14 protein-coding genes, 2 tRNA genes and 3 rRNA genes are annotated in these 23,973 nt (G+C 38.2%); 7 read left to right on the forward strand and 12 right to left on the reverse strand.

Going from position 1 to position 23,973, the window contains the following annotated elements; translation table 11 throughout:
• Window positions 1-4: 4 nt before the first annotated feature.
• Genes HMPREF9699_RS01115 through topA form a run of 3 tightly spaced genes read right to left on the reverse strand, consistent with a single transcriptional unit; the run spans window position 5 to window position 5,011 of the window.
• Complete coding sequence (locus HMPREF9699_RS01115; protein ID WP_002661672.1) at window positions 5-1,078, reverse strand: arginase family protein; 1,074 nt, start codon at window positions 1,076-1,078, stop codon at window positions 5-7.
• A 15-nt stretch (window positions 1,079-1,093) separates the two neighbouring features.
• Window positions 1,094-2,455, reverse strand: a complete 1,362-nt coding sequence (locus HMPREF9699_RS01120) for a hypothetical protein (RefSeq protein ID WP_002661674.1) — start codon at window positions 2,453-2,455, stop codon at window positions 1,094-1,096.
• 6 nt (window positions 2,456-2,461) lie between these two features.
• Window positions 2,462-5,011 carry a type I DNA topoisomerase gene (gene topA, locus HMPREF9699_RS01125; RefSeq protein ID WP_002661675.1) on the reverse strand — a complete coding sequence of 850 codons (2,550 nt, stop codon included), beginning with the start codon at window positions 5,009-5,011 and terminating at the stop codon, window positions 2,462-2,464.
• Window positions 5,012-5,409: 398 nt separating this feature from the next.
• On the opposite strand from topA, the gene mutL reads away from it, so the two are divergent.
• Both mutL and HMPREF9699_RS01135 read left to right on the forward strand, forming a co-directional pair.
• Window positions 5,410-7,191 (forward strand): DNA mismatch repair endonuclease MutL, encoded by a 1,782-nt coding sequence (gene mutL, locus HMPREF9699_RS01130; RefSeq protein WP_002661676.1) that lies wholly within the window; start codon window positions 5,410-5,412, stop codon window positions 7,189-7,191.
• 14 nt (window positions 7,192-7,205) lie between these two features.
• Window positions 7,206-7,937: a rhomboid family intramembrane serine protease gene (locus tag HMPREF9699_RS01135; RefSeq protein ID WP_002661677.1), complete on the forward strand. Its 732-nt coding sequence runs from the start codon at window positions 7,206-7,208 to the stop codon at window positions 7,935-7,937.
• 645 nt (window positions 7,938-8,582) lie between these two features.
• Here HMPREF9699_RS01135 and HMPREF9699_RS01140 read toward each other — a convergent pair.
• Window positions 8,583-9,515: a hypothetical protein gene (locus HMPREF9699_RS01140; RefSeq protein ID WP_169313984.1), complete on the reverse strand. Its 933-nt coding sequence runs from the start codon at window positions 9,513-9,515 to the stop codon at window positions 8,583-8,585.
• A gap of 107 nt (window positions 9,516-9,622) precedes the next feature.
• Here HMPREF9699_RS01140 and HMPREF9699_RS10715 point away from each other — a divergent pair, with 107 nt between their 5' ends.
• Window positions 9,623-10,102 carry a helix-turn-helix transcriptional regulator gene (locus HMPREF9699_RS10715; protein ID WP_169313985.1) on the forward strand — a complete coding sequence of 160 codons (480 nt, stop codon included), beginning with the start codon at window positions 9,623-9,625 and terminating at the stop codon, window positions 10,100-10,102.
• A gap of 29 nt (window positions 10,103-10,131) precedes the next feature.
• Window positions 10,132-10,455, forward strand: coding sequence for a WCX domain-containing protein (locus tag HMPREF9699_RS10720; protein ID WP_002661680.1), 324 nt, complete (start codon window positions 10,132-10,134; stop codon window positions 10,453-10,455).
• A gap of 96 nt (window positions 10,456-10,551) precedes the next feature.
• On the opposite strand, the gene rrf is transcribed toward HMPREF9699_RS10720, so the two are convergent.
• From rrf to HMPREF9699_RS01185, 8 genes are all read right to left on the reverse strand, one after another.
• Window positions 10,552-10,659 (reverse strand): 5S ribosomal RNA (gene rrf, locus HMPREF9699_RS01150).
• 198 nt (window positions 10,660-10,857) lie between these two features.
• A 23S ribosomal RNA gene (locus HMPREF9699_RS01155) occupies window positions 10,858-13,603 on the reverse strand.
• Between the two features lie 205 nt (window positions 13,604-13,808).
• Window positions 13,809-13,882, reverse strand: a tRNA-Ala gene (locus tag HMPREF9699_RS01160).
• Between the two features lie 83 nt (window positions 13,883-13,965).
• Window positions 13,966-14,039: transfer RNA gene (locus tag HMPREF9699_RS01165), tRNA-Ile, on the reverse strand.
• A 162-nt stretch (window positions 14,040-14,201) separates the two neighbouring features.
• Window positions 14,202-15,729: ribosomal RNA gene (locus tag HMPREF9699_RS01170) — 16S ribosomal RNA — on the reverse strand.
• Together the 16S, 23S and 5S rRNA genes with 2 tRNA genes alongside form the textbook arrangement of a ribosomal RNA operon.
• A gap of 645 nt (window positions 15,730-16,374) precedes the next feature.
• A complete protein-coding gene (locus HMPREF9699_RS01175) occupies window positions 16,375-18,936 on the reverse strand; it encodes a peptidase associated/transthyretin-like domain-containing protein (protein ID WP_002661681.1) in 2,562 nt (853 codons plus the stop codon).
• A gap of 107 nt (window positions 18,937-19,043) precedes the next feature.
• The gene (locus HMPREF9699_RS01180) at window positions 19,044-19,787 is read right to left on the reverse strand and encodes a GLPGLI family protein (protein ID WP_002661682.1); all 744 of its coding nucleotides are present in this window, start codon (window positions 19,785-19,787) and stop codon (window positions 19,044-19,046) included.
• A gap of 142 nt (window positions 19,788-19,929) precedes the next feature.
• Window positions 19,930-20,151, reverse strand: coding sequence for a hypothetical protein (locus tag HMPREF9699_RS01185; RefSeq protein ID WP_002661683.1), 222 nt, complete (start codon window positions 20,149-20,151; stop codon window positions 19,930-19,932).
• Window positions 20,152-20,518: 367 nt separating this feature from the next.
• Between HMPREF9699_RS01185 and HMPREF9699_RS01190 the strand changes: the two genes are divergently transcribed.
• The 3 genes from HMPREF9699_RS01190 to HMPREF9699_RS01200 are packed head-to-tail and all read left to right on the forward strand — an operon-like array spanning window position 20,519 to window position 23,973.
• Window positions 20,519-22,363: a M1 family metallopeptidase gene (locus HMPREF9699_RS01190; RefSeq protein ID WP_002661685.1), complete on the forward strand. Its 1,845-nt coding sequence runs from the start codon at window positions 20,519-20,521 to the stop codon at window positions 22,361-22,363.
• A 43-nt stretch (window positions 22,364-22,406) separates the two neighbouring features.
• Window positions 22,407-23,189 carry a GLPGLI family protein gene (locus tag HMPREF9699_RS01195; protein ID WP_002661687.1) on the forward strand — a complete coding sequence of 261 codons (783 nt, stop codon included), beginning with the start codon at window positions 22,407-22,409 and terminating at the stop codon, window positions 23,187-23,189.
• 19 nt (window positions 23,190-23,208) lie between these two features.
• Window positions 23,209-23,973 carry a Rossmann-fold NAD(P)-binding domain-containing protein gene (locus HMPREF9699_RS01200; protein WP_002661689.1) on the forward strand — a complete coding sequence of 255 codons (765 nt, stop codon included), beginning with the start codon at window positions 23,209-23,211 and terminating at the stop codon, window positions 23,971-23,973.

Consider the following 23,973-nt stretch of genomic DNA (forward strand, 5'->3'; position numbering starts at 1 on the left):
AACATTATTGTTTCAAAAGTCTTGGATGAATGCTTCCATTTTTCGCTTGAAGGTAATCCTGATAGCTACAAGGCAGACAATTTTCCAGATACTCAGAAGCACCAAAATACCATTGATCCGTGAAAACATCTTTTTTAAAAACAAAATTCTCCTCATTAATCATTACGAAATAAGTTTCCACATTTGGTACCCTTGGACGAGTTTGAGCAATGGACATTCCTTCCATCAAATACCAAATCATCTGTGCGAGAAGAGATGTATTTTGCCAAGAAGATGAAAAATCAAAATTAAAAAGTCCTACCGCAGACAAATTCACTCCTAAACCTATACTTTGCATACATGAACATATCTCCCTCCTATTCAAACCATTGACCTGAGGATGAAAAGCAATAGGTTCACGCATAGTCTCTAAGACATTGGCATCCATAGTTACCAAATCTGCAAAACGAAGTCTAGGCTCTACGATATAAGACGCAGACAATATCTCAGAGAGACGAAGTGTATCAAAATTTACTTCTTTTAAGTAATTCAGTGTAAAAGGACTCGTCAGATGTCTCTGATATCCCAAAAGGGTAAAATCTTTCACATGAAAAGATGAGTTATCAAAAATTTTTGCCAAGAAATTAGTAGCGTCTAAATCTTGCTCCAATTGTTCCGAATGAATATCTAGACCTGCACAAAAATGAGCATACCTTACGCTTTTCTTAAATGAATTGACCGCAGAAAAAAGTGCATAAGACAAATCACCCCCTCCTCCTACAACGATGACCTTACAATTTCTCTGAAAAAGAAAGAGCAAAACCTCTTGTAAAATATAATGCGTATCCTGTAAGGTCTTTCCTGAAATCAAATCTCCCAAATCATAAAAAGCAAACTGTGCTTCTATAGAAGCGAGCTGGTAAAGTTCATTTCTTAACATGGAAAAATCTACCGTCCTTTCCATATTTACACCTCTATAATCACTACAAGTAAGTATAACTACCTGACCATGATTCAAAGATTTACGAAGATGAGCCCCCAACTGCCATTCTTTTACATCAGGTTTCTGAAAAGGAGAAAAAACATCAGAAATATTCATAGTTTTTAATATTAACTACCAGAAAAAATTACCTACAGTCTGCATGATTAATGTCTGCATCACACACAGAAAATAAACAATGGTAAAGGTAATGGCAGGTATTTTCCTCTCCAAAATAAAAATAAATGGAACGATGAATAAACACGCCCTTGCCGTTTCTCCCGTGCCATAAGCCCCCGTAGAAAACATGAGTAACAAAACAAAAATAGCAGAATAGGCCACCTTTTTTGTAAACGAATCTTCTAAAAATGAAGCGCTGTATTTTCTATCGAACCACAGCGTAATAAAAGGCAATGATAAAAACATCATGATTTCTGCTATATCTTGCAAACGAGTGGCAAAATAAATGTGAGGAATAGAAAAAAGCATAAATCCATATCGGTTTTCAGACGCCGAAGCAGCTCTAAACACTTCCCAATGATTATACCCTCCTATATAATAATACCCTAAAAAGACCAAAATGGAAATCATCAAGCTAATTCCTCCCAACCAAGCAAATCGGGCGTCTCTTTTCCATAGCTGAACCAATGCTAAAATCCCTAAAAAAGCAATGACAAACAACCCTGAAAAACTCAATGAATTAGAAATAACAATAGATAAAACCGTAAGAATAATGGAGAATAAACTTACTTTCCCTACCTTGTACACCTCACTTACCGCCCACAAAGCCAATGCCACAGAGACCAATATCAAACCATCTAAACTCACTAAAGTATAGATATTTACCGAAGGTACTATTGCCAATAATAATAATAATTTCTTGATTTGTAATGCAGGAAAGTCAAAATTCTGCCATATCCTCATCATAATAGGAAAAATAAGCATGGCAAAACCAGTGAATACTAAAGACAAAAAAACTATACTTCCTCCCGATATTTGCAATAAATAATAATGTATCAGCACTACAAAGGGAGGATGCGTTTTGGTATGGAGTAAAAAAGTATCTTGTTTCTCTTCAAAAGTTCTGAGAAAATCAGCAGCATCTGTAACCTTTATGGCATCAGAATAATATTGCTGTCCTTTCCAATAAAAAGGCTTAAGAAAAGCATTATCAAAACTCCCCTGCATCATATTACCTAAAAAAACCAGCAATATACAACACAAAATCACTTGTAATAAAGAAAACCGTTCTACCTTATCCCAGCAATACACTCCTGCCACACCGAATAAGAAGCTAAAAATAAAGCCTTGCCATAAAAACTCAGAAGGATAAAGCACCGAAAATGGAAAAAACAAATCCACCCCTAAATATACTCCATACTCTATGGATAAAAAATTCCCTAACGCTAAAACCAGCCATACCCCAATGATGATGAGCATGGTTTTAATGGGAAAATGCGTCTTAATATCTTGAAACCTCAGAGAGCGAATTTGCATTTTTTTCTATTTCTTAGTCGTCTTTTTTGTGGTAGTTGCTTTCTTTGTAGCAGTCTTCTTGGCTACCGTTTTTTTCTTTGGTTCGAAGGCGGTTTCATCCTGTGCTTTAATCCATTTTTTCACTTCTTCTAAAGAAACTTCTTTCAGCTCATCTGCCGTATATTTCTCATCATTTTCATTCTTAGGAATTTTGAGCATTGCCTTACCAAAACGAATAAAAGGCCCCCATCTACCATTTTCCAAACTGATTTTTTCATCTTGCCACTGCTGAATATACCGGTTGGCTTCTTTTTCTAATTTCGCTTCAATAAGCTCATGTATTTCCTCTGTAGCAAGTGCATCGAAATTATACTTTTTCGGCACATTGATATATAGATTTTGGTATTTAATAAATGGTCCAAATCTTCCTGTCCCCTTCGTTACAGGCTCTCCCTTATAGGTAGCCACTGGAGCATCGGCTTTTTTCTTTTCAGCGATAATCTCCTCTGCTCTTTCTTGGTTTACACTCAGTGGATCTTCTCCTTTCGGGATACTGATGTAGGTTTCTCCCCATTTCACATAAGGACCAAAACGCCCTACGCCCACACTCACTGGCAAAGCATCCACAGGATTAAGATCAAAAGGCACCTTAAATAAATCCAATGCTTCCTCCAAAGAAATGGTAGCGATATTTTGCATGGTAAGGAGTGAAGCGAAGGTAGGTTTTTCCTCGTCATCACTTTCACCTATCTGAATCATGGCTCCATATCTCCCCATTCGGGCATAGACATTCTTCCCTGTTTTAGGGTCTTTTCCTAGGAGTCTTTCCCCAGTAGCACGGTCTGCATTTTCCTCTACATCTTCTATTTTAGGGTGAAATTCATTATAAAATCCTGAGAGTACACTTTTCCACTGTTCATCTCCATTAGCAATATCATCAAACTCCTGCTCTACTTTTGCGGTAAAGCCATAATCCAAAATTTCAGCAAAATTCTGAATCAGAAACTCCGTTACCACTTCACCTATATCCGTAGGTACGAATTTATTTTTATCCCCTCCAAAATTTTCAGTGCGTATTTCTTTAGAAATCTTTCCTTTCTTCAGCACCATCTGCATCACTTCTCTTTGCTGAGGAAGAATTTCCCTTTTATCTACATATTCTCTATTTTGAATCGTTTGAATGGTAGGTGCGTAAGTAGAGGGTCTTCCTATGCCGAGTTCTTCTAACTTTTTTACCAGAGCCGCTTCTGTAAATCGGGCAGGAGGTCTAGAAAATTTCTCCATCGCCTTAATTTCAGAGTAGCTAAGTTTTGCTCCTACTTCCACTTTTGGCAACATACCTTCTACTGGTTCATCATCATTTTCCTCTTTCATCATGCCATAAGCTCTTAAAAAACCATCAAAGACAATTACTTCCCCTTGTGCTTCAAAATGAGTACTTAATTTCTTACCCCCTATACTGATCGTCGTTTTCTCTATTTTCGCTTGAGCCATTTGTGAAGCAAGCGTTCTACGATAGATAAGCTGGTAAAGTTTATTCAGCTGAGCATCATCAATGCTTTTTACCGAAAAATCCGTAGGCCTTATTGCTTCGTGTGCCTCTTGTGCAGAGGCAGATTTGGTAGTATATTTCTTAGGGTTAGAGTACTCCACTCCATATTCATTGATAATCTGATTTTTCGCTCCATCTATTGCTTCCTGAGAAAGGTTTACAGAGTCCGTTCTCATATAGGTAATATACCCCTCTTCATAAAGTCTCTGTGCCACACGCATGGTAGTAGTTACACCATAGCCTAATCTATTAGAAGCCTCCTGCTGAAGTGTAGAAGTGGTAAAAGGAGCAGATGGCGTACGCGTTCCTGGTTTCTTTTCAATATTTAATACTGAGAAATTCACCGTTTGAGTTTGTTCCAAAAAGGCTTCCGCTGCTTTTTCATCTGCAAAATCTACCTTTACTTTTGCCTTAATCTTCTGCTGGTCTTCAGTAATGAAATTCCCCTCTACTTTATAAGAACTTACAGGCTTAAAATCTCTGATTTCATGTTCTCTTTCCACGATAAGACGAACCGCTACTGACTGTACTCTTCCTGCGGAAAGTCCTGTTTTTACTTTCTTCCAAAGCACAGGAGACATCTCAAAACCTACGATCCTATCCAGCACTCTACGAGCCTGCTGTGCATTGACTAAATTCTGATCTATCTCTCTCGGATTTTCAATGGCTTTGAGAATGGCATTTTTAGTAATTTCATGAAATACTATTCTCTTAGTATTTTCACTTTTCAGTTTTAGCTCATCTGCCAAATGCCAAGCAATGGCTTCTCCTTCACGGTCTTCATCAGAAGCGAGCCATACCATTTCAGCTTTTTTCACCGCGGATTTCAGGTCCGTTACCACCTTTTTTTTATCGGCAGAAACTTGATAATCAGGAGTAAAAGTTTCGAGATTAATTCCCATTCCTTTTTTAGGTAAATCTCTGATATGACCGAAGCTAGACTTCACTTCAAAATCTTTTCCCAAATACTTCTGAATGGTTTTTGCCTTGGCAGGCGACTCTACTATCACTAAATTTTTAGCCATCCGATGAAAATTTTTGCAAAAGTACTCTTTTTTTTGAAGTGGGGAAGCATAAGAAATTGGTTTTGATTTTCATCTTACTGAGCATGAGTTCCGATATTAAAAACGATTCTACTCCTTAATATACAGATGAAAACATATTTTGCGTACATTTGTAATAATTATCACCACTGAATGATTCACTATGGAAACGCTACAATACCTCCTCATTATATTCGCCATCATATTTGCTTGTTATTCTATTTTCAAAGTCATTAAGAAAAATTTTTCGCCTAAAAAATTTGATAGCAAAAGAAGCCATTGTGATAAAGATTGCGGATGTTCATGATTTTTTTCCACATTTACATTTTCATCTTTACGCTCTACTTTGGATTCCGTAACTTTGCACGGAAATAAGTACTATGCCAGATATCATCCAGCTTTTACCTGACCATGTTGCCAATCAAATCGCTGCCGGAGAGGTAGTACAAAGACCCGCATCCATCGTGAAAGAACTTATGGAAAACGCCATAGATGCTGGAGCTACCAAAGTGGAACTCATTGTAAGAGAAGCAGGAAGAAATTTAGTACAGGTGGTAGATAACGGTATAGGTATGTCTGAAACAGATGCCCGAATGGCATTTGAAAGACACGCTACCTCCAAAATTAGAACTACGGAAGATATATTTAAAATTATGTCTAAGGGGTTCAGAGGAGAAGCCCTAGCGTCCATCGCGGCAGTATCACAGGTGGAGCTGAAAACCAAAAAACAAGATGCTGACATTGGGACGAATATCTATATAGAAGGGGGAATGCTCCAGTTCCAAGAACCCATACAAACTACTACAGGAACAAGCATCGCGGTAAAAAACCTTTTCTACAATGTCCCTGCAAGAAGAAAATTTCTTAAAAATAATAATGTAGAATTTAGACATATCCTAGATGAATTTCAAAGAGTAGCATTGGCACATGAACAGATAGAATTTGATCTTTTTCATAATGATGCTCCCATTTTCAGACTACGGAAAGGAAGCTCACTACAGAGAATCGTAGATATTTTCGGACGAAAACTACAGCCCCTACTTATCCCCCTGAAAGAGGATTTAGGCTGGATAAAACTCCAAGGTTTCGTAGCCAAACCTGAAGGAGCAAAAAAAACACGAGGAGAACAGTTTTTCTTCGTCAATGGTAGATTTTTTAAAAGCCCTTACCTCAATAAAGCCGTTCAAGAGGCATTTGAGGGGCTACTGATGCCTGGCTATACACCTAGCTTTTTTCTTTTCCTAGAAACAGAACCCGAAAAAATAGATGTAAATGTACATCCCCAAAAAACAGAAATCAAATTTGAAGATGAGCATTTAATCTTCGCATTAATAAGATCTACCATAAAGCGTTCTTTGGGAATCTATAATATCGCTCCAAGTTTGGATTTTGATAGAAATCCAGATTTTGAGGAGATGATCATACAATCTTCTAAAAGCAACGCATCATCAGGAAATTCTACTATACCACCCACTATCGCTGTAGATAGAAATTTTAATCCCTTCGAAACAGAAAACACTATCTCTCAGGCACAAATCCATGGCATGAGTGATTTTTACACACCTTCCTTTGAAGCTACCCCTTCTAAAATCAATCTCTTTGAAGAAGAAGATTTTGATGAAGATATGATGCGACTGCCTAATGGATATTGGCTGATGAATAGAGAGGATAAAACGCTGATGATGGATTTAGGAAGAATGCACAGACTCATCATCTCTGAAAGAAATACCCAAACAGAAAATAAAAAAGTAATTTCTAATACCCTACTCTTTTCTGTAGAATACCACTTGAGCGAAATGGAAAAAGCCAAATACCGCTCTATCAAAAAATATTTACCTACTTTGGGCTTCCAAATTGATTTAGCTCATGATTCTGTTTTGAGGATTCAGGCCGTCCCAGAAGGACTCAAAGAAAGCCAAGTGCATGCATTTATAGAAAATCTATTCGAAATTTTAGACTATCGGAGCGAAGAAGATTTCATGGAGTATTACCAAAACCAGTGGAATAAACTACAGAGTAAATCCAGATTTGACTTTATCAATAAGTTAGATGCCGAACAGCTCATCAAAGATTTTACCGCCTTAGGTTTCCCACAATACCTTCCCGATGGAAAAAGATGCTATATAGAACTCCCTTTAGAGGAACTCAAAAATAAATTTTAAACAAAAAGAAAACTATGGATTTCCGAAATATCCCTCCTGCAGTAAAAGCAATTCTTCTGCTCAATGCCATTGTATTTGTACTGACACAGTTCTTATTTCCACCGCTCAAAACATTCTTAGCGGCTTACTATCCTATGAGCCAAGATTTTAAGATTTGGCAAATCATCACCCACATGTTCGTACACGGAGATTTTATGCATATTTTATTTAATATGCTTACGCTTTTCAGTTTCGGGCCTGTATTAGAAAGAATCATGGGACAGAAAAAATTTATCACCTTTTATTTTATCTGTGGATTAGGGTCTTTCGTTTTGTTTAATGTGTGGAATTTCTTTCAGATTCAGCAAATCGTACAAGCGGTAGAAGCAATAGGTATGAACCCTTCCGAAGTTTTTGCCAATGCCCATTATACCGAAAGAGATGCCCGCTATTACTATGGTCTTCCTGCACCTGCACAAGACCTGTATCGTTTTCTTATTACTCCCATGGTAGGTGCTTCAGGAGCCATATTCGGAGTAGTAACGGCATTTGCCATATTATTTCCTAATGCCAAGCTCTTCTTCATGTTTATCCCTTTCCCGATTAAGGCAAAATATCTTTTACCAATGATTATTTTAGGTTCATTATATTTAGGAATAAGACAATTGGAAGGAGATAATATCGCACACTTTGCCCATTTAGGAGGAGCCGTAGTAGGCTATTTTTGGATTAAAAACTGGAAAAAGAAACAGAATATGATGCTGTAAAACAAACATACACAATAACATCCGCCCCCTTTCTGCTCATTTCAGGAAGGGGATTTTTTATGAGCAACAAAGACTTTCCGATGACTCATGACTCATAGCAAGTAACTATTGACTTTTGGCAGAGTTAGTTCCATGCAACTTTTCAAATGGCAGACGATGAACAGCCGGCTCATCCCCTACTTTTTGGCTAAAGTTTTAAGAATATCAAAAGGATTTTTAGAAAATTTTCAGAAAAATTTTAAGCCCTAATAGCAAAGCGACTCATTTTGACTCTATCTACTTTTAAATTTGTAAAATAAAATAAAAAAATCACAGCCTGCGGTATGTATATATTAAAAATTTTGTTAAATTTACGGATTCATTCTAAAATTTAGAAAATTATACGGAACAAAATATATTAAAAGACATATTGCATAAAACACCTGCTATTATTGGATTCGGTTAAATCTGGTACATTTAAAAAGAAGTCTAAGATAATAGTGGAAATTGGTTTTTGCATCCCGTACGGGACGCAGGCTGTTTCTACTTATTTGGACTTCAAGGCTTACCAGAGCCCAACCGAAAAAAATAGGAAAAAACACGCTTTGTATCCTTTTTTATTGGTAAAAAAATAAGTAGAAATTAAAACAATATAATTATGGCAAACTATCTATGGCGGGTTACCGCAAAGAAAAGCGTAACATCCAAAATTGCCCAGTCCTTATTGTTGGAGGGCGATGGGTCTATATAGGTTACTATTTTCTCGCATTTTTTCGGCGGTGGGCATTTGCCATAAACAAACTGCTTAAAGGTGTCGCCCTCTGCGGTGGGATTGTTGTAATACTCCTTTTGCTTGGCTTTTTCTGAGACTTTCCTTTTGCCTTTGGAGTTGTAAAACATTCGGTGTATGGCTTCGGGTGTGTTTTTGTTAGGCCACGTGGATTTCCCATTTTTGTCGGTCAAATTCACAATATCCCAACAATCTGCCAACTCTCCCAAAATGGTAATGGTGCAGTATTTGGCAATGATGTTTCCATTGACGATAATGAGCAAATCGGTATCTACATCACGAGTAGCAAACGCCGCTTCTTGTAGCCAATCCGTAGCGTTTTTTACTCTGTCCTTATTACGGCATTTCTCATCGGTATCAAAGTCATCTACCAAAATACCATCAGGACGATACGCATCGTTTCGCGTACCTCTGGGCGATTGCCCCTCGCCCAATGCACGAAATGAAAACCCAGCCTTTGAGGTAAATTCCTGTTCCTCCCATTTACCGATTTGCTTTTGTGTGCCATAGTCGTTGATGATGCGATTATTTGCCTCTAAAATATTTTTATACGGCATCAATAACCTAATGGCGTTGGCTTCGGTATCGGCAATCATTAGCCAATTCTTTTTCTTTCCTGTGAGCGACAAATACAACACCTCCATCATCGTTCTTGTAGATTTTGCCAAGGACCTTGCCCACGAACGCACCTCTAACCATTCGCTATTTTCTGTTACCCTTTTACTGGCTTTGATGTGGAATGGAGCAGGTTTATTTTTATAATGAAGAGGAAAATAGTAGGCAAACCACTTTTCGCAATCTGCCTCCAATTCCTGTATTCTCTTTCGCTTGGCGACTTCGCTTTCCTTTAAGCATTGAGAACTTTTTAAGAACAAAAGGAGAACGGGGGGCTACTTTTGAAGAAATAACAAACGAATTGGAAAGGAAATTTAAAGAACATGATGCTTTAGGTGAATTTAGTTTTGAAAAAAGAACATTCCAAAGGGATAAAAATACCTTAGAAAGAGTTCTAGGAGTAGAAATCCAGTACAACCGAAAAAAAGGTGTCTATCACATCGCAAAAGACGAAATAGACCAGCAGGAAGATAATATCCTAGACAATCTTCTTCTAGTAAATGCCTACAGAGAAATAAAGCATAAAATCAATATTATGTTCTTTGAACAACGCACTGCACGAGGACTCTACCACCTTAATGAACTCATCACTGCCATTACCCAACAGAAAGTGGTTTCCTTTAACTACCAAAAATTTTGGACCGATGGAAATATCGTTAAAAAATCAGTAGAACCTTATGCCCTAAAAGAATTTAAACACCGATGGTATCTATTGGCCAATGAACACAAAAAAGAAAAATTCCAAATAAAAGCCTACGGCCTAGACCGCATCACCCATTAGAAACCAGTAATAGCTCATTTAAAAGACAGATGTATGATACAGGTGAAGCATTCCATCACGCTTTTGGAATTGTTTCCCCTAATGGAGAAATTCCACAAAAAATAAGACTCTCCTTTGATACCCAACAAGTCCATTATATCAAAGCCTTGCCCCTCCATCATTCTCAATCCATCGTATCCCAAACCGAAGATACCACCACCTTTGAGTATTTTTTAGTTCCTACCTATGATTTCATCCAAGAACTATTTTCCTATGGTAACCGAGTAAAAGTATTAGCACCTAAAAGCCTTTCTAAAATCATCATCCATGAACTCGAAAAGAATCTAAAACAATATCAGACCAATATGAGCTGATTGGTGATTAGCTATTCACTTTTGGTTAATTAACGAGTAGTGATATATATAAAAACGAAAAAGCCTTGTGAGGATTCACAAGGCTTTCGATTAAAAAACTGGCGGCGACCTACTCTCCCGCTTTCGCAGTACCATCGGCGCTGGTGGGCTTAACTTCTGTGTTCGGAATGGGAACAGGTGAGCCCCACCGCTAAAACCACCCTAAAGGTCTTTAGCTATAAGCATGAGGAAATAAGCCCTAGGCTTATAAATACACTCTGCTTTTAACATATGCTTTATTTCGCTTTCGGCTTACTCTAAAACAATAATCACTTCGATTAATGCTTAAAGACTATAGCCTACAGCTCTTAGATAAAAACTTTCACAAAGAGCAAACCGCTTAACTAAGAGTGCCTGAAAAAAGGCAATAAATCTACGGGTAATTAGTATTACTCGGCTATGTTGTTACCAACTTTACACCTATAACCTATCAACGTGGTCATCTCCCACGACCCTTAAAAGATGTCTCATCTTGAGGCAGGTTTCGCACTTATATGCTTTCAGTGCTTATCCTAACCAAACATAGCTACTCTGCGGTGCGCCTGGCGGCACAACAGATACACCAGAGGTTTGTTCAAATCGGTCCTCTCGTACTAAATTCAAGCCCTCTCAAACATCTAACGCCCGCAATAGATAGAGACCGAACTGTCTCACGACGTTCTGAACCCAGCTCGCGTGCCACTTTAATGGGCGAACAGCCCAACCCTTGGGACCTTCTCCAGCCCCAGGATGTGACGAGCCGACATCGAGGTGCCGAACCTCCCCGTCGATGTGAGCTCTTGGGGGAGACTAGCCTGTTATCCCCGGAGTACCTTTTATCCTATGAGCGATGGCCCTTCCATACGGAACCACCGGATCACTATGTCCTGCTTTCGCACCTGATCGACTTGTAGGTCTCACAGTCAAGCACCCTTATGCCATTACACTCTACGCACGGTTACCAAGCGTGCTGAGGGTACCTTTGAAAGCCTCCGTTACTCTTTTGGAGGCGACCACCCCAGTCAAACTACCCACCACGCAATGTCCTTCTAAAAAGAAGTTAGACTCCAAGTAAGCAAAGGGTGGTATTTCAACGACGACTCCACCAACACTAGCGTGCCAGCTTCTAAGTCTCCCACCTATCCTACACATTACTTACTCAAAGGCAATACGAAGTTATAGTAAAGGTTCACAGGGTCTTTTCGTCCCATTGCGGGTAATCGGCATCTTCACCGATACTACAATTTCACCGAGCTCGTGGCTGAGACAGTGCCCAGATCGTTACACCATTCGTGCAGGTCGGAACTTACCCGACAAGGAATTTCGCTACCTTAGGACCGTTATAGTTACGGCCGCCGTTTACTGGGGCTTCAGTCAATCGCTTCGCTTACGCTAACAACCTTCCTTAACCTTCCAGCACCGGGCAGGTGTCAGACCCTATACAGCATCTTTCGATTTAGCAGAGTCCTGTGTTTTTGATAAACAGTCGCCTGGGCCTCTTCACTGCGGCCATCATTACTGATGGCGTCTCTTATTCCGAAGTTACGAGACTATTTTGCCTAGTTCCTTAGCCACGACTCACTCGAGCACCTTAGGATTCTCTCCTCGACTACCTGTGTCGGTTTATGGTACGGGCTGCTGCACTCGCTTTTCTTGGATCCAGTTACTCTTCAACAGCTTCGCCCGAAGGCTAAGCCTTGACTATTCCGTCAGTCTCCAGAAGTCTGGCTGAACCGTCACTTTTATTGTGAGCAGGTTAGGGAATATTAACCCTATGTCCATCCACTACCCCTCTCGGGTTCGCGTTAGGCCCCGACTAACCCTCAGCTGATTAGCATGGCTGAGGAAACCTTAGTCTTTCGGTGAGCGGGTTTCTCGCCCGCTTTATCGTTACTTATGCCTACATTTTCTTTTCTATAAGCTCCACCAAGCCTCACAGCTCAGCTTCAGCGCCGATAGAATGCTCCCCTACCCAGTATACAATACTGCCATAGCTTCGGTAATATGCTTATGCCCGATTATTATCCATGCCGAACCGCTCGACTAGTGAGCTGTTACGCACTCTTTAAATGAATGGCTGCTTCCAAGCCAACATCCTAGCTGTCAATGCAGTTCAACCGCGTTGCTTCAACTTAGCATATATTTGGGGACCTTAGCTGTTGGTCTGGGTTCTTTCCCTCTCGGACATGGACCTTAGCACCCATGCCCTCACTGCTGTGCATCATTTATTAGCATTCGGAGTTTGTCAGGAATTGGTAGGCGGTGAAACCCCCGCATCCAATCAGTAGCTCTACCTCTAATAAACTAACACAACGCTGCACCTAAATGCATTTCGGGGAGTACGAGCTATCTCCCAGTTTGATTGGCCTTTCACCCCTACCCACAGGTCATCCGAAGACTTTTCAACGTCAACCGGTTCGGTCCTCCACTTTGTGTTACCAAAGCTTCAACCTGCCCATGGGTAGATCACAAGGTTTCGCGTCTAATCCTACTAACTCAACGCCCTATTCAGACTCGCTTTCGCTTCGGCTCCAGATCTTAAATCCTTAACCTCGCTAGTAAAATTAACTCGTAGGCTCATTATGCAAAAGGCACGCCGTCACAGCTCAATGCTGCTCCGACCGCTTGTAGGCGTACGGTTTCAGGTTCTCTTTCACCCTTCTATTCGAAGTGCTTTTCACCTTTCCTTCACAGTACTTGTTCACTATCGGTCTTTCAGGAGTATTTAGCCTTGGAGGATGGTCCCCCCATATTCAGACAGGATTTCACGTGTCCCGCCCTACTCTTTCTTCATCTATTTATGCCTTTCATGTACGGGGCTATCACCCTCTATGGCTACACTTTCCAGTGTATTCTACTAAACATATATAAACTTTTGGGCTAATCCGCTTTCGCTCGCCACTACTTACGGAATCTCTTCGATTTCTTTTCCTCCGGGTACTTAGATGTTTCAGTTCTCCGGGTTCGCTCACCTTACGGTGTAATACATCTTCAATGTATTGGGTTGCCCCATTCGGATATCTACGGATCAATTCGTGTGTGCCAATCCCCGTAGCTTTTCGCAGCTTACCACGTCCTTCTTCGCCTCTGAAAGCCTAGGCATCCGCCATACGCCCTTAACGATTTCTTTCCTTTTGGTTTACTCAAGCACTCTTATTTTCTATTTAAAAAATAAATAGCACTCGGTTTTCTCTTTGTGATGTCTTTATCGTTAATGTCAATGATCTTTTTTCTTGCTGTAAGCTCTAAGCCGTAGGCAGTATGCTCTAATACCTTTTTCCTACTTCTCTCAAAACTCCTAGCTTATTGCCTAAAGCCTATTGCTTTAAGCTTCGTGGAGAATAAGGGAGTCGAACCCTTGACCTCCTGCGTGCAAGGCAGGCGCTCTAGCCAGCTGAGCTAATTCCCCCTTTATTACGCTCTAGGCTCTATAGTGTAGGCAGTAGGCTTATCGCCTATGGCTTACTGCATTATCGCCTAATGCTTAATTAGTAGTCTCGGGCAGGCTCGAACTGCCGACCTCTACATTATCAGTGTAGCGCTCTAACCAGCTGAGCTACGAGACTTTTTAATTATTAACTAATATTTTTAAGTATAAATCATAAAACTATTAATTAAAATTATCTCATTTCCCTGATACTAATCTTTATAGGGGTATATATATAACAACCAACGAAAACCAAAGCGAAACTATGAGTAAGTCTTTGTTTTTGACTTCTTAGTCTCTAAAATGAGATGTTCCAGCCGCACCTTCCGGTACGGCTACCTTGTTACGACTTAGCCCTAGTTACCTGTTTTACCCTAGGCAGCTCCTTTAACGGTCACCGACTTCAGGTACCCCAGACTTCCATGGCTTGACGGGCGGTGTGTACAAGGCCCGGGAACGTATTCACCGCGCCATGGCTGATGCGCGATTACTAGCGATTCCAGCTTCATAGAGTCGAGTTGCAGACTCCAATCCGAACTGAGACCGGCTTTCGAGATTCGCATCACTTCGCAGTGTAGCTGCCCTCTGTACCGGCCATTGTATTACGTGTGTGGCCCAAGACGTAAGGGCCGTGATGATTTGACGTCATCCCCACCTTCCTCTCTACTTGCGTAGGCAGTCTCACTAGAGTCCCCAACTTAATGATGGCAACTAGTGACAGGGGTTGCGCTCGTTGCAGGACTTAACCTAACACCTCACGGCACGAGCTGACGACAACCATGCAGCACCTTGAAAATTGTCCGAAGAAAACCGTATTTCTACAGCTGTCAATTCCCATTTAAGTCTTGGTAAGGTTCCTCGCGTATCATCGAATTAAACCACATAATCCACCGCTTGTGCGGGCCCCCGTCAATTCCTTTGAGTTTCAAACTTGCGTTCGTACTCCCCAGGTGGCTAACTTATCACTTTCGCTTGGTCTCTGAAGTATAATACCCCAAAAACGAGTTAGCATCGTTTACAGCGTGGACTACCAGGGTATCTAATCCTGTTCGCTCCCCACGCTTTCGTCCATCAGCGTCAGTTGTAACTTGGTAACCTGCCTTCGCAATTGGTGTTCTGAGTAATATCTATGCATTTCACCGCTACACTACTCATTCCAGCTACCTCAAATACACTCAAGACCGACAGTATCAACGGCAGTTCTACAGTTAAGCTGCAGGCTTTCACCACTGACTTATCGACCCGCCTACGGACCCTTTAAACCCAATAAATCCGGATAACGCTTGCACCCTCCGTATTACCGCGGCTGCTGGCACGGAGTTAGCCGGTGCTTATTCATACAGTACCTTCAGCTACCCTCACGAGAGTAGGTTTATCCCTGTATAAAAGAAGTTTACAAACCATAGGTCCTTAGTCCTTCACGCGGGATGGCTGGATCAGGCTCTCACCCATTGTCCAATATTCCTCACTGCTGCCTCCCGTAGGAGTCTGGTCCGTGTCTCAGTACCAGTGTGGGGGATCACCCTCTCAGGCCCCCTAAAGATCGCAGCCTTGGTGAGCCGTTACCTCACCAACTAGCTAATCTTACGCGTGCCCATCTCTATCCGCCGGAGCTTTCAATATTAACTGATGCCAATCAATATATTATGGGGTATTAATCTTCCTTTCGAAAGGCTATCCCCCAGATAAAGGCAGGTTGCACACGTGTTACGCACCCGTACGCCGCTCTCATTGTTAGTTAGCAAGCTAACCAACAAATCCCGCTCGGCTTGCATGTGTTAGGCCTCCCGCTAGCGTTCATCCTGAGCCAGGATCAAACTCTCCATTGTATGTTTTTCCTTACGCTCACTCAAAGTTTTGACTTCGCTTTGGTCTTTCCTTATCTTGGTTGTTTTATATCTTATTTCAATGATCTCTTCGCTTCGTTGATTTCAAATCTAAAAATTTAATATTTGATATCCTTAAAATCAACTGCTCTTTTTCGCTTTACAAATCCTTAACTCTAAGGCTTTCGTTTTTGCGAGTGCAAAGGTAAGAAACTTTTTTTATTCTGACAAAACTTTTTTAAAGTTTTTTTTAATTTCTTTTCTTTACTTCCGTTCTTACTTAAGAACCGGACTGCAAAGATAAAAATCTTTTTATTTAAACTCCAAATGTTTTTCAAAAAAAATTAAGTTTTTTTTCCTTAACTTATTTTCTTAATCTCCTTCGCCGCTCATCATTCCTGATTTGCGGGTGCAAAAGTAGATACTTCCTACATAACTACCAAATTTTTATGCCACTTTTTTTAATGTTTTTTATTGCAAAATAACCAAAATACTGATATTCAACAAAATAAATTTTAATAGTAAAAGTTTGTTTGATAAAGTTTGAGGGTTTGAGAATTTTAATATTATTAAAATTCACTGTTAGTAATTGGCTTCCTGTCTAAATACTTCTTGCTTATATCCTTTTTACAAACGGAATATGTTCATCTAAAAATATCCTTTCACACCTAATAATATATAACCAGGCAATGAAGATACCGAAGTTCTATCGATACCTAACGAAGAAGCTGTACTGTATATATGCTCAAAAGTGTTTAGATTGGTAACATTATTGAATAATAAACTGTACTCAAAGTTAGCCTTCTCTTTACGATAAGAAAAATGTCCTCCTAAAAGAAAGTTTCTTACAGTTTGATAAGATGTCTTCTGTATAAAGTATTCTCCAAGAATATTCCCAAGCCATTCTTTATTAAAGTGAGTACGCAGTCCTATATATAACTTAATATTTTCCTGCATCGTACCAACCGAAAAGAGACTTTGTATAAATTTGGACTTTGTATAAGTAATGCCTGTATCTACTTGAACTGGGAAATTATTGAAATGAGAAGTAATTTTTTCAGCAATTTCCATATTTGTAATTTGTAAAATATTTTCAAGTCCTTGTACAAAATTAGTATTTCGATTTTGCATAAAAGTAACTTTGGATTTCAAAGACCAAACATTACTAAGACGATGTTCATCAGATAAGAGAAAAAACCATCTATCTTTAAATTGCCCTATGGTCTGTTGCATTTTGGAAAAAACTCCATAATTATACGCATCATCGGTAAAATTCGCCTTACTTTTGCTGTACATTCCCAAGAGCAATAAATGGTTTCCTTTGAACACATCAAGACGCATAAAATTAAATTTCCAATTATCGGTTTTACTCATCGTTGTAGGCGAGAGAGCAATGTTTTGGCTCATCGAAAAATTTTTTGAATACACATTGTCTGTGAATAAATTTTTAATCTCTGGAAATTCATATTTCGAAGCGTATTCTACTCCGAAATCCATCATTACGGAAGTGCGAGGTTTATAATTGAGCCTATACATTGTCTCTAAATAATGTACAGTTTCTTGATTGACAGAAGTAAAATGAGAAGACAACAATACACTGGTATTAAAACTCCCTATTTTTCTATCGAGTAGCAATTCATTCTTATACAAGTGTTTATCGAGAATCAATCGCTCTTGTTGTAGTGTATATTGCTCTGAGAGTAGGGCTTCTGTATGTTTATTTTCAAACCGTGTATTGAAACGATAATCAACAATACGACTTGAACCTCTGATCATAAAATCCATCGTATAGCCCTCCGACTGTATAGAGGTGTTTTGTAAGAGGCTATGATTGGGCGTTAGAAAAAGAGACTTGTTGGAATTGAGTCTTAAGATACTACTCATGTTTTCAGAAGATTGAGCGAAAGACATTTTCATTTTTAGCCCATTCACATTTTTATTCCAAGCGAGGTAATGGCTAAGGTTATTATTAGATACTATTTCTTGATTATTAAAATAGTACGAATTATTGGACGCTCTATCGATATTTTGCGAGAAGTCATCGCGAGTAGGATTGTAGCCAAACCTGTAATATAAATAATTATTTTCGGAAAAATTCAGTTTGAATCTCAGTCGCGTTGTTCCCAAAAAACCTTTATTGTCCTCGTTTTTCTTCTCTAAAAAATTAAAACTCGTGGGCTGATGAGCGAATGCTGTTCTATTTGTAGTGGATAACTTGTGAAGCTGAACACCATTGAGAATAGAAAAAGCGGTTATATGATATTTTTTATTTGCTTTGGAGTATTGCAAAGCTCCGAATTGATTTGTTTTACGCTTTATATTCTGGTCGTTATTGAGGAAACTGGGTATATCTACGCGAGTAATGGTGGTGGCTTCATCTTGTTCTTCCTGTTGATTCATTTCTTGAAAATCAGAGATACTGATAGGTTTTTTAGCGATACTATTCGCATCTACAATCAAGGCTAAATTGCCGAAAGTATTGAATTTAAAAACATTAGAATGAATCCAATACGCATTAGCATTCCCGTAATAACTTTCTCCACTTCCTGTGATTTTGCCTTTGTATTTATCTTTTAGTTTCAGATTGAGGGCGGTAGAATTTTTTCCATCTATTGTTGTATAATTTTTCCACATATCGACTCCTTCGAGCATATCAGCGGTAATATTTTGAGTGGCCATTTTATGATTTTTCCCAAAAAACTCATTTCCCTCAACCAATACCTGCCCTACAGCATTGCCTTGAAAGGTTACTTTTCCATTTTCATTCACATCTAAACCAGGAAGTTTTTTGATAAGGTCTTCCGCTGTTCGCTCGGTACCGTCCTTTACGGCTTTGATATTGTACTTTAAAGTATCTTTTGCATTCTTTATGATTTTAGGTCGAGATTTGATGACTACTTCTTTGATTTCGGTATGTTGCTCCTCCAAAATAACTTGAAAATGCGTTTTTTCCTTGGTATCGATTTCCAAAAATTGAGTTTTATAGTACATCGAGGTAATTTTCAAAGTATAGCTTCCTGATTCTTTTAGAGTAAAGAAACAAGTTCCATTATCTTGCGTTTTTTGAAAATCTATGGTTTTGCCTTTTTTTTGGAGTTGGACATTAATATTTCCCAACCTTTGCCCACGCCCATCTTTTGCCACCACCTCAATCTGTTGGGCAAAACAAAAATTAATAAACAATACAAACACTACTATCGCTCCTTTCATTATCAATGTGGTTGTTTTAAGTTTATTTGATGTGGTTTGAAATAGTTTTAACTGAACATTTTCTTGCAAAAAGCCGCAAGCCTAAGGCTTACGGCTTTTCGTATGATTTACATTCTGATTTCTTTTCGAATCACTCTTGGCTTGGAAAGCTCTTCATTTTTCTTTCGCAATTCCTCACCTTTATATACTTTTAGCTTAGGGTTTGGAACTTCCACATCAGAAGGTTTAGCATCATTGCTTACCTTAGTAGCGTAGAGCGTATAATTTGGTGCTTCTACCTTTAATACTAAGCCTGGTAGAGAATAGAAAATAAGAGGTCCTGCACTAACGGGTAATTTTTCCGTATACCACACCCTGAAAACATAACCATTAGCACTCACCATCTCCACCAACTTACAATCAAAAACATCTATCCTCTGAATTTCATCTTTATACTCTATAGAAGTCCATTTAGGTTCTTCATAAGCATAGTATTCATCACCAATTATATTCTGATAATTATACACCCCTTTCTCGCCTTTTCTATGATAAAAGCGAATAGGTACATAAAAAACCTCACTACTATTCACAATTCTTTTATGCTCATCCACTTGATTCACATTCTTTTGAACCTCCTTTGTTTCTAATTTTGAATTATTTGTATAGTAGCTATTTCCTCCTGAGTAGTACAACACATACTTTTTATTTTTCTTAGCATCTTCTAACAGTTGCTTTCTCAATTCTTCAGGAATGCTTTTAGGTATAGTCTTTTCCACATCTACCAACTCCTCATATTCTACTTTCAACACACTTTGAGCATTTAATAGCAATCCGCTTATAAATAACAGAAATAAACTCGCAATTTTTCTCATAATAGCTATAATCATTTTTAAAATACACTCTATTTAAAAATGCTTAAACAGAGTGTAATATTTAGTTTAACAATCCCATTCCGCATAAATAGTATAATACTGAACAATCACCACATGTACAGCCACACCATCTCTAACACCACTAACAGAAATAGTTCTTGTCCCTTCTTAAATAATAAAAGCATCGAGCTTCTAAAAACTTTTCCATTTCCTCTTTCGTATCAAAACGAAAGGTCTCCACCTTAACAGGTGTTTTAGACACAAATTCTGCATCTAATTTTCTCTCTTGGTTCACTGGTAAGCCTTTGGCAAACCCTAAACCCACTCCTGTAAGCATCATAATGCTTAGTAAAAATTTTCTCATAATAAATAAAATTTTAATTGTACGGCCAAATTAAATATTTTTTATGAATCTCACATGTTTTTTTATTTTATTTCGAACTCATCTTAATTTTTATTATGCTTAAAGTCCTTGAACTTTATACAATTTCAAAGCACTTTGACAAAGCATCCAAAACCATGAAATTCATACACTCAACATTCTTTATCAACTCATTTATAGATTTTTAACAAAAAAACATTATTGTAACATTATACCCAATCTTTTTAATGGATATTTATCACCAAATAAGTCAACATAACTTCAAAGTAAAACAGTAGAAAATTTTACTCTTATTCTCACAAGAATGATTATCTTGCACTTCCTTATTATCATATATTATATATCCACTATGAAAAATATTTTGAAAGCCCTTTTTTGTATCGGAGCCATGAGTGCTACACACGCTCAGAATACCACTTATTATCAGCAATTTGCAGACTATAAAATGGAAATAGATGTAGATGCTAAAAACTATTCGTATAAGGGAAAACAACAGATAAAGTATAAAAACAATTCACCAGATACGCTTTCTGTAGCTTATTTTCATCTGTATTGGAATGCCTTTAAACCGAATTCCATGATGGATCAGAATGTACAAAATAATGGCAAAGAGGGAGATAAAAGATTACAAAAAAATGGTGTTTCCCGCTTAGCTTCCATTCCTAAAAAAGAAGAAGGTGCCCAAAATATTAGATTCATTAAACAAGATGGTAAAAATCTCACATTCGAAGTACAAGAAACCATCCTTAAAGTAAATTTAGCAAAACCCATTCTCCCTAATTCCTCTACCACTTTTGAAATGGAATGGGATGCGGTGATTCCTATGCAAATTCGCCGTGCTGGAAGAAATAACGCCGAAGGGGTAGAAATGACCATGACCCAATGGTATCCTAAAATTGCAGAATACGACTATGATGGATGGGCTACATTTGACTACCTGGGTAGAGAGTTCCACGCTCCTTTTGCTAATTTCGATGTGAAGATCAATATCGATAAAAACTATATCATCGGTGCAGGAGGCACCCTGGTAAACCGGAAACACATGCCAGGATACAATACAACATCAACGGCAAAACCAGATGCGAAAGGAAAAATATCATGGCATTGGAAAGCAGAAAACATGCTAGATTTCGCTTGGGCGGCAGACCCTGATTTTACCGTAGAAACTACACAAGTGCCCGATGGACCAGAACTTTTCTTCGTATATCAAAAAACTGATAAAACCCAATATTGGGAACCTGCAAAAAAATATACCGTAGGATTTTTTGAGCTCATGAATCGCCAATTTGGGAAATATGTGTATCCGAGCTATGCCTTTGTACAAGGTGGCGATGGCGGAATGGAATACGGCATGTGTACCATGATTTTGGGAGAAGCCAAATCTCTAGAAAGACTAGTAGGACTGATGTTTCACGAAGCTGCTCATAGCTGGTACCAACAGATGCTCGCTACCAATGAGAGTATGAAACCTTGGCTAGATGAAGGGTTTACCAGCTATGCCGAAAGCCTAGCAATGTATGAACTTTTTGACGAAAAAAAGACAGCACCTCACCCTTTCACTTCTACGATAGAAAATTATGTGAAATTTACCAAAACAGGAAGAGAAGTACCTGCAGTTTACCTTGCCGATCACCACAAAGATGGCACCGCCTATACCTTTGCAAGCTATGTAAAAGGAGAACTCTTCCTCGTGCAGTTAGGCTATATTTTAGGTGAAGACCAACTGAGTAAACTCATGAAAACCTACTACAATACTTGGAAATTAAAACATCCTAATAATAGAGATTTTATGCACCTTGCCCAAAAAATTTCAGGGATGGACTTGAAATGGTTTGAGCATTATTGGATTAATACCACCAAGACCATTGATTATGCTGTAGGCTATATGGATGAAAAAGGTAAAAAATCCCAACTAACACTCTACAATCAAGGAGAAGTACCTATGCCGATAGACCTTACCGTTACGCTAAAGAATGGACAAAAGAAACATTACCATATCCCTACCAATCTTACTCGAGTTTGGAAATCCAAAGACCGCTTTGGAGCTTTTGAAACGGTAAGTTATTGGCCATTTACACAAAAAGAGTATCGCCTCGAATTGCCTTTTGCTAAATCAGAAATCGCCTCTGTGGAAATTGATAAATCCAAAAGATTGGCCGATGTGAATAGAGATAACAATGTACTGAATAACTAATAGCTAATGGCATATAGACAATAGTTTTTAATTAATTACAAAAATGAAAAACTTAGTTATACTTATTTCATGCCTTATTAGTTCTTTTTTGCTTTCACAAGAAGCCATACGAATACAATATGTACTAAACTATCAACCCGACTCAACGGATATAAAAAGTAAATCCCAAGAATTGATGTATTTGGATATTTTGCCGACTGAAAAAAAATCTTTTTTTCAAGCTCAAAATTTATATGCAAAAGATTCCATTTTAGCTACCAATCCCAATGCACTTTTTGGACTTAGTAAACCAGCGTTCTCATATAGAGTTTATAAAAATCATCTGACCAATGAGCAAATGTTGTATGAAGCCAAAGGAGTCTATCGGTTTAAGATAAATGATTCTCCTACGCTTGAATGGAAAATAGACAAGGAAGCTAAAAAAGAAATTCTTGGATATTCTTGTCAATTGGCAACAATGGACTTCAGAGGGCGTACTTATAGTGCTTGGTACACTACTGAACTTCCTTTTATAGATGGTCCCTATAAATTTTCTGGCTTACCTGGTGTAATTTTGGAAATGTATGATACCAAAAAGCAATATCATTTTTCAGCTTTTGCCATTGGTAAATTGAAGAAGTACAACGCTTATATTGATGATACAAAATACAAGGAATTATCAAGACAAGATTACATTAAGTTTCTTAACAATGCTAAGGAAAATCCATCTATTTTATTGAAAAATTCAGGAATTATGCTACCAGAAGAAGCCTATCAAAAATACAATAAAAGGGAATTAGAAAAAAATCGTAGAAAAAATAATCCTATAGAGTTGAAATATGATTAATTGATTTAATTTTTCAAAAATGAAAAACATTGGTATTATTGGCTGCGGTTGGCTAGGAGAAAGAATTGCCAAATGTTTGCAAAAGACCTACAAAATTTTTGCAACAACCACTTCTAAACAAAAACAGTTAGAAGCAATGGGCTATTATGTTACACCCATTGCTTTTTCTGATGATGAAACTCAGGATATAGAAATTTGGGAGGATTTAGAATTATTAGATGTAATTATTATTGCTGTTCCTTTTTCTAAAAAAGCCTCAAAACAGAATCTTCAAAATCGTGTTTCTAATATTTGTGCATTTATTCGTGGCTATGAAAAACAACTATTTCTAATGAGTTCTATCGACATTTATCCACAAAAGGAAATAGAAATTACAGAAAAAAGTTTTGATGACGAAGATTTACAAACTAATTTACTATTCGTAGAAAAATGGGTCAGAAGCTATTTCCCACAGGTCCATTTGCTACGACTTGGAGGACTCATGGGGGACGACCGTTTTTTAAGCAAATACCATGTATCTCATCCTTATCAAAGGGTAAATCATATTCATTATTCTGATGTTTCAGAAATTATTAAAATAATGATTAATAAAAACTTACATTCAAAAACCTATAATATCGTTGCTCCTCACCATCCTACTAAAAGAGTAATATTAAACAGACAAAAAAATGAACATTTCGAAATTTCAGAAGCGAGCGGAAGAATAATTTCATCAGAACTGATGACTAAAGAACTTAGCTATCGTTTTATTATGCCGAATCCATTGGATTTTGATTTTCAATAG

This window comes from Bergeyella zoohelcum ATCC 43767, assembly GCF_000301075.1.
GTDB lineage: Bacteria > Bacteroidota > Bacteroidia > Flavobacteriales > Weeksellaceae > Bergeyella > Bergeyella zoohelcum.

Coding starts and splice junctions, on each gene's coding strand:
- HMPREF9699_RS01115 (WP_002661672.1), bottom strand. CDS start 1,078: ATGAATATTTCTGATGTTTTTTCTCCTTTTCAGAAACCTGATGTAAAA.
- HMPREF9699_RS01120 (WP_002661674.1), bottom strand. CDS start 2,455: ATGCAAATTCGCTCTCTGAGGTTTCAAGATATTAAGACGCATTTTCCC.
- topA (WP_002661675.1), bottom strand. CDS start 5,011: ATGGCTAAAAATTTAGTGATAGTAGAGTCGCCTGCCAAGGCAAAAACC.
- mutL (WP_002661676.1), top strand. CDS start 5,410: ATGCCAGATATCATCCAGCTTTTACCTGACCATGTTGCCAATCAAATC.
- HMPREF9699_RS01135 (WP_002661677.1), top strand. CDS start 7,206: ATGGATTTCCGAAATATCCCTCCTGCAGTAAAAGCAATTCTTCTGCTC.
- HMPREF9699_RS10720 (WP_002661680.1), top strand. CDS start 10,132: ATGTATGATACAGGTGAAGCATTCCATCACGCTTTTGGAATTGTTTCC.
- HMPREF9699_RS01175 (WP_002661681.1), bottom strand. CDS start 18,936: ATGAAAGGAGCGATAGTAGTGTTTGTATTGTTTATTAATTTTTGTTTT.
- HMPREF9699_RS01180 (WP_002661682.1), bottom strand. CDS start 19,787: ATGAGAAAAATTGCGAGTTTATTTCTGTTATTTATAAGCGGATTGCTA.
- HMPREF9699_RS01185 (WP_002661683.1), bottom strand. CDS start 20,151: ATGAGAAAATTTTTACTAAGCATTATGATGCTTACAGGAGTGGGTTTA.
- HMPREF9699_RS01190 (WP_002661685.1), top strand. CDS start 20,519: ATGAAAAATATTTTGAAAGCCCTTTTTTGTATCGGAGCCATGAGTGCT.
- HMPREF9699_RS01195 (WP_002661687.1), top strand. CDS start 22,407: ATGAAAAACTTAGTTATACTTATTTCATGCCTTATTAGTTCTTTTTTG.
- HMPREF9699_RS01200 (WP_002661689.1), top strand. CDS start 23,209: ATGAAAAACATTGGTATTATTGGCTGCGGTTGGCTAGGAGAAAGAATT.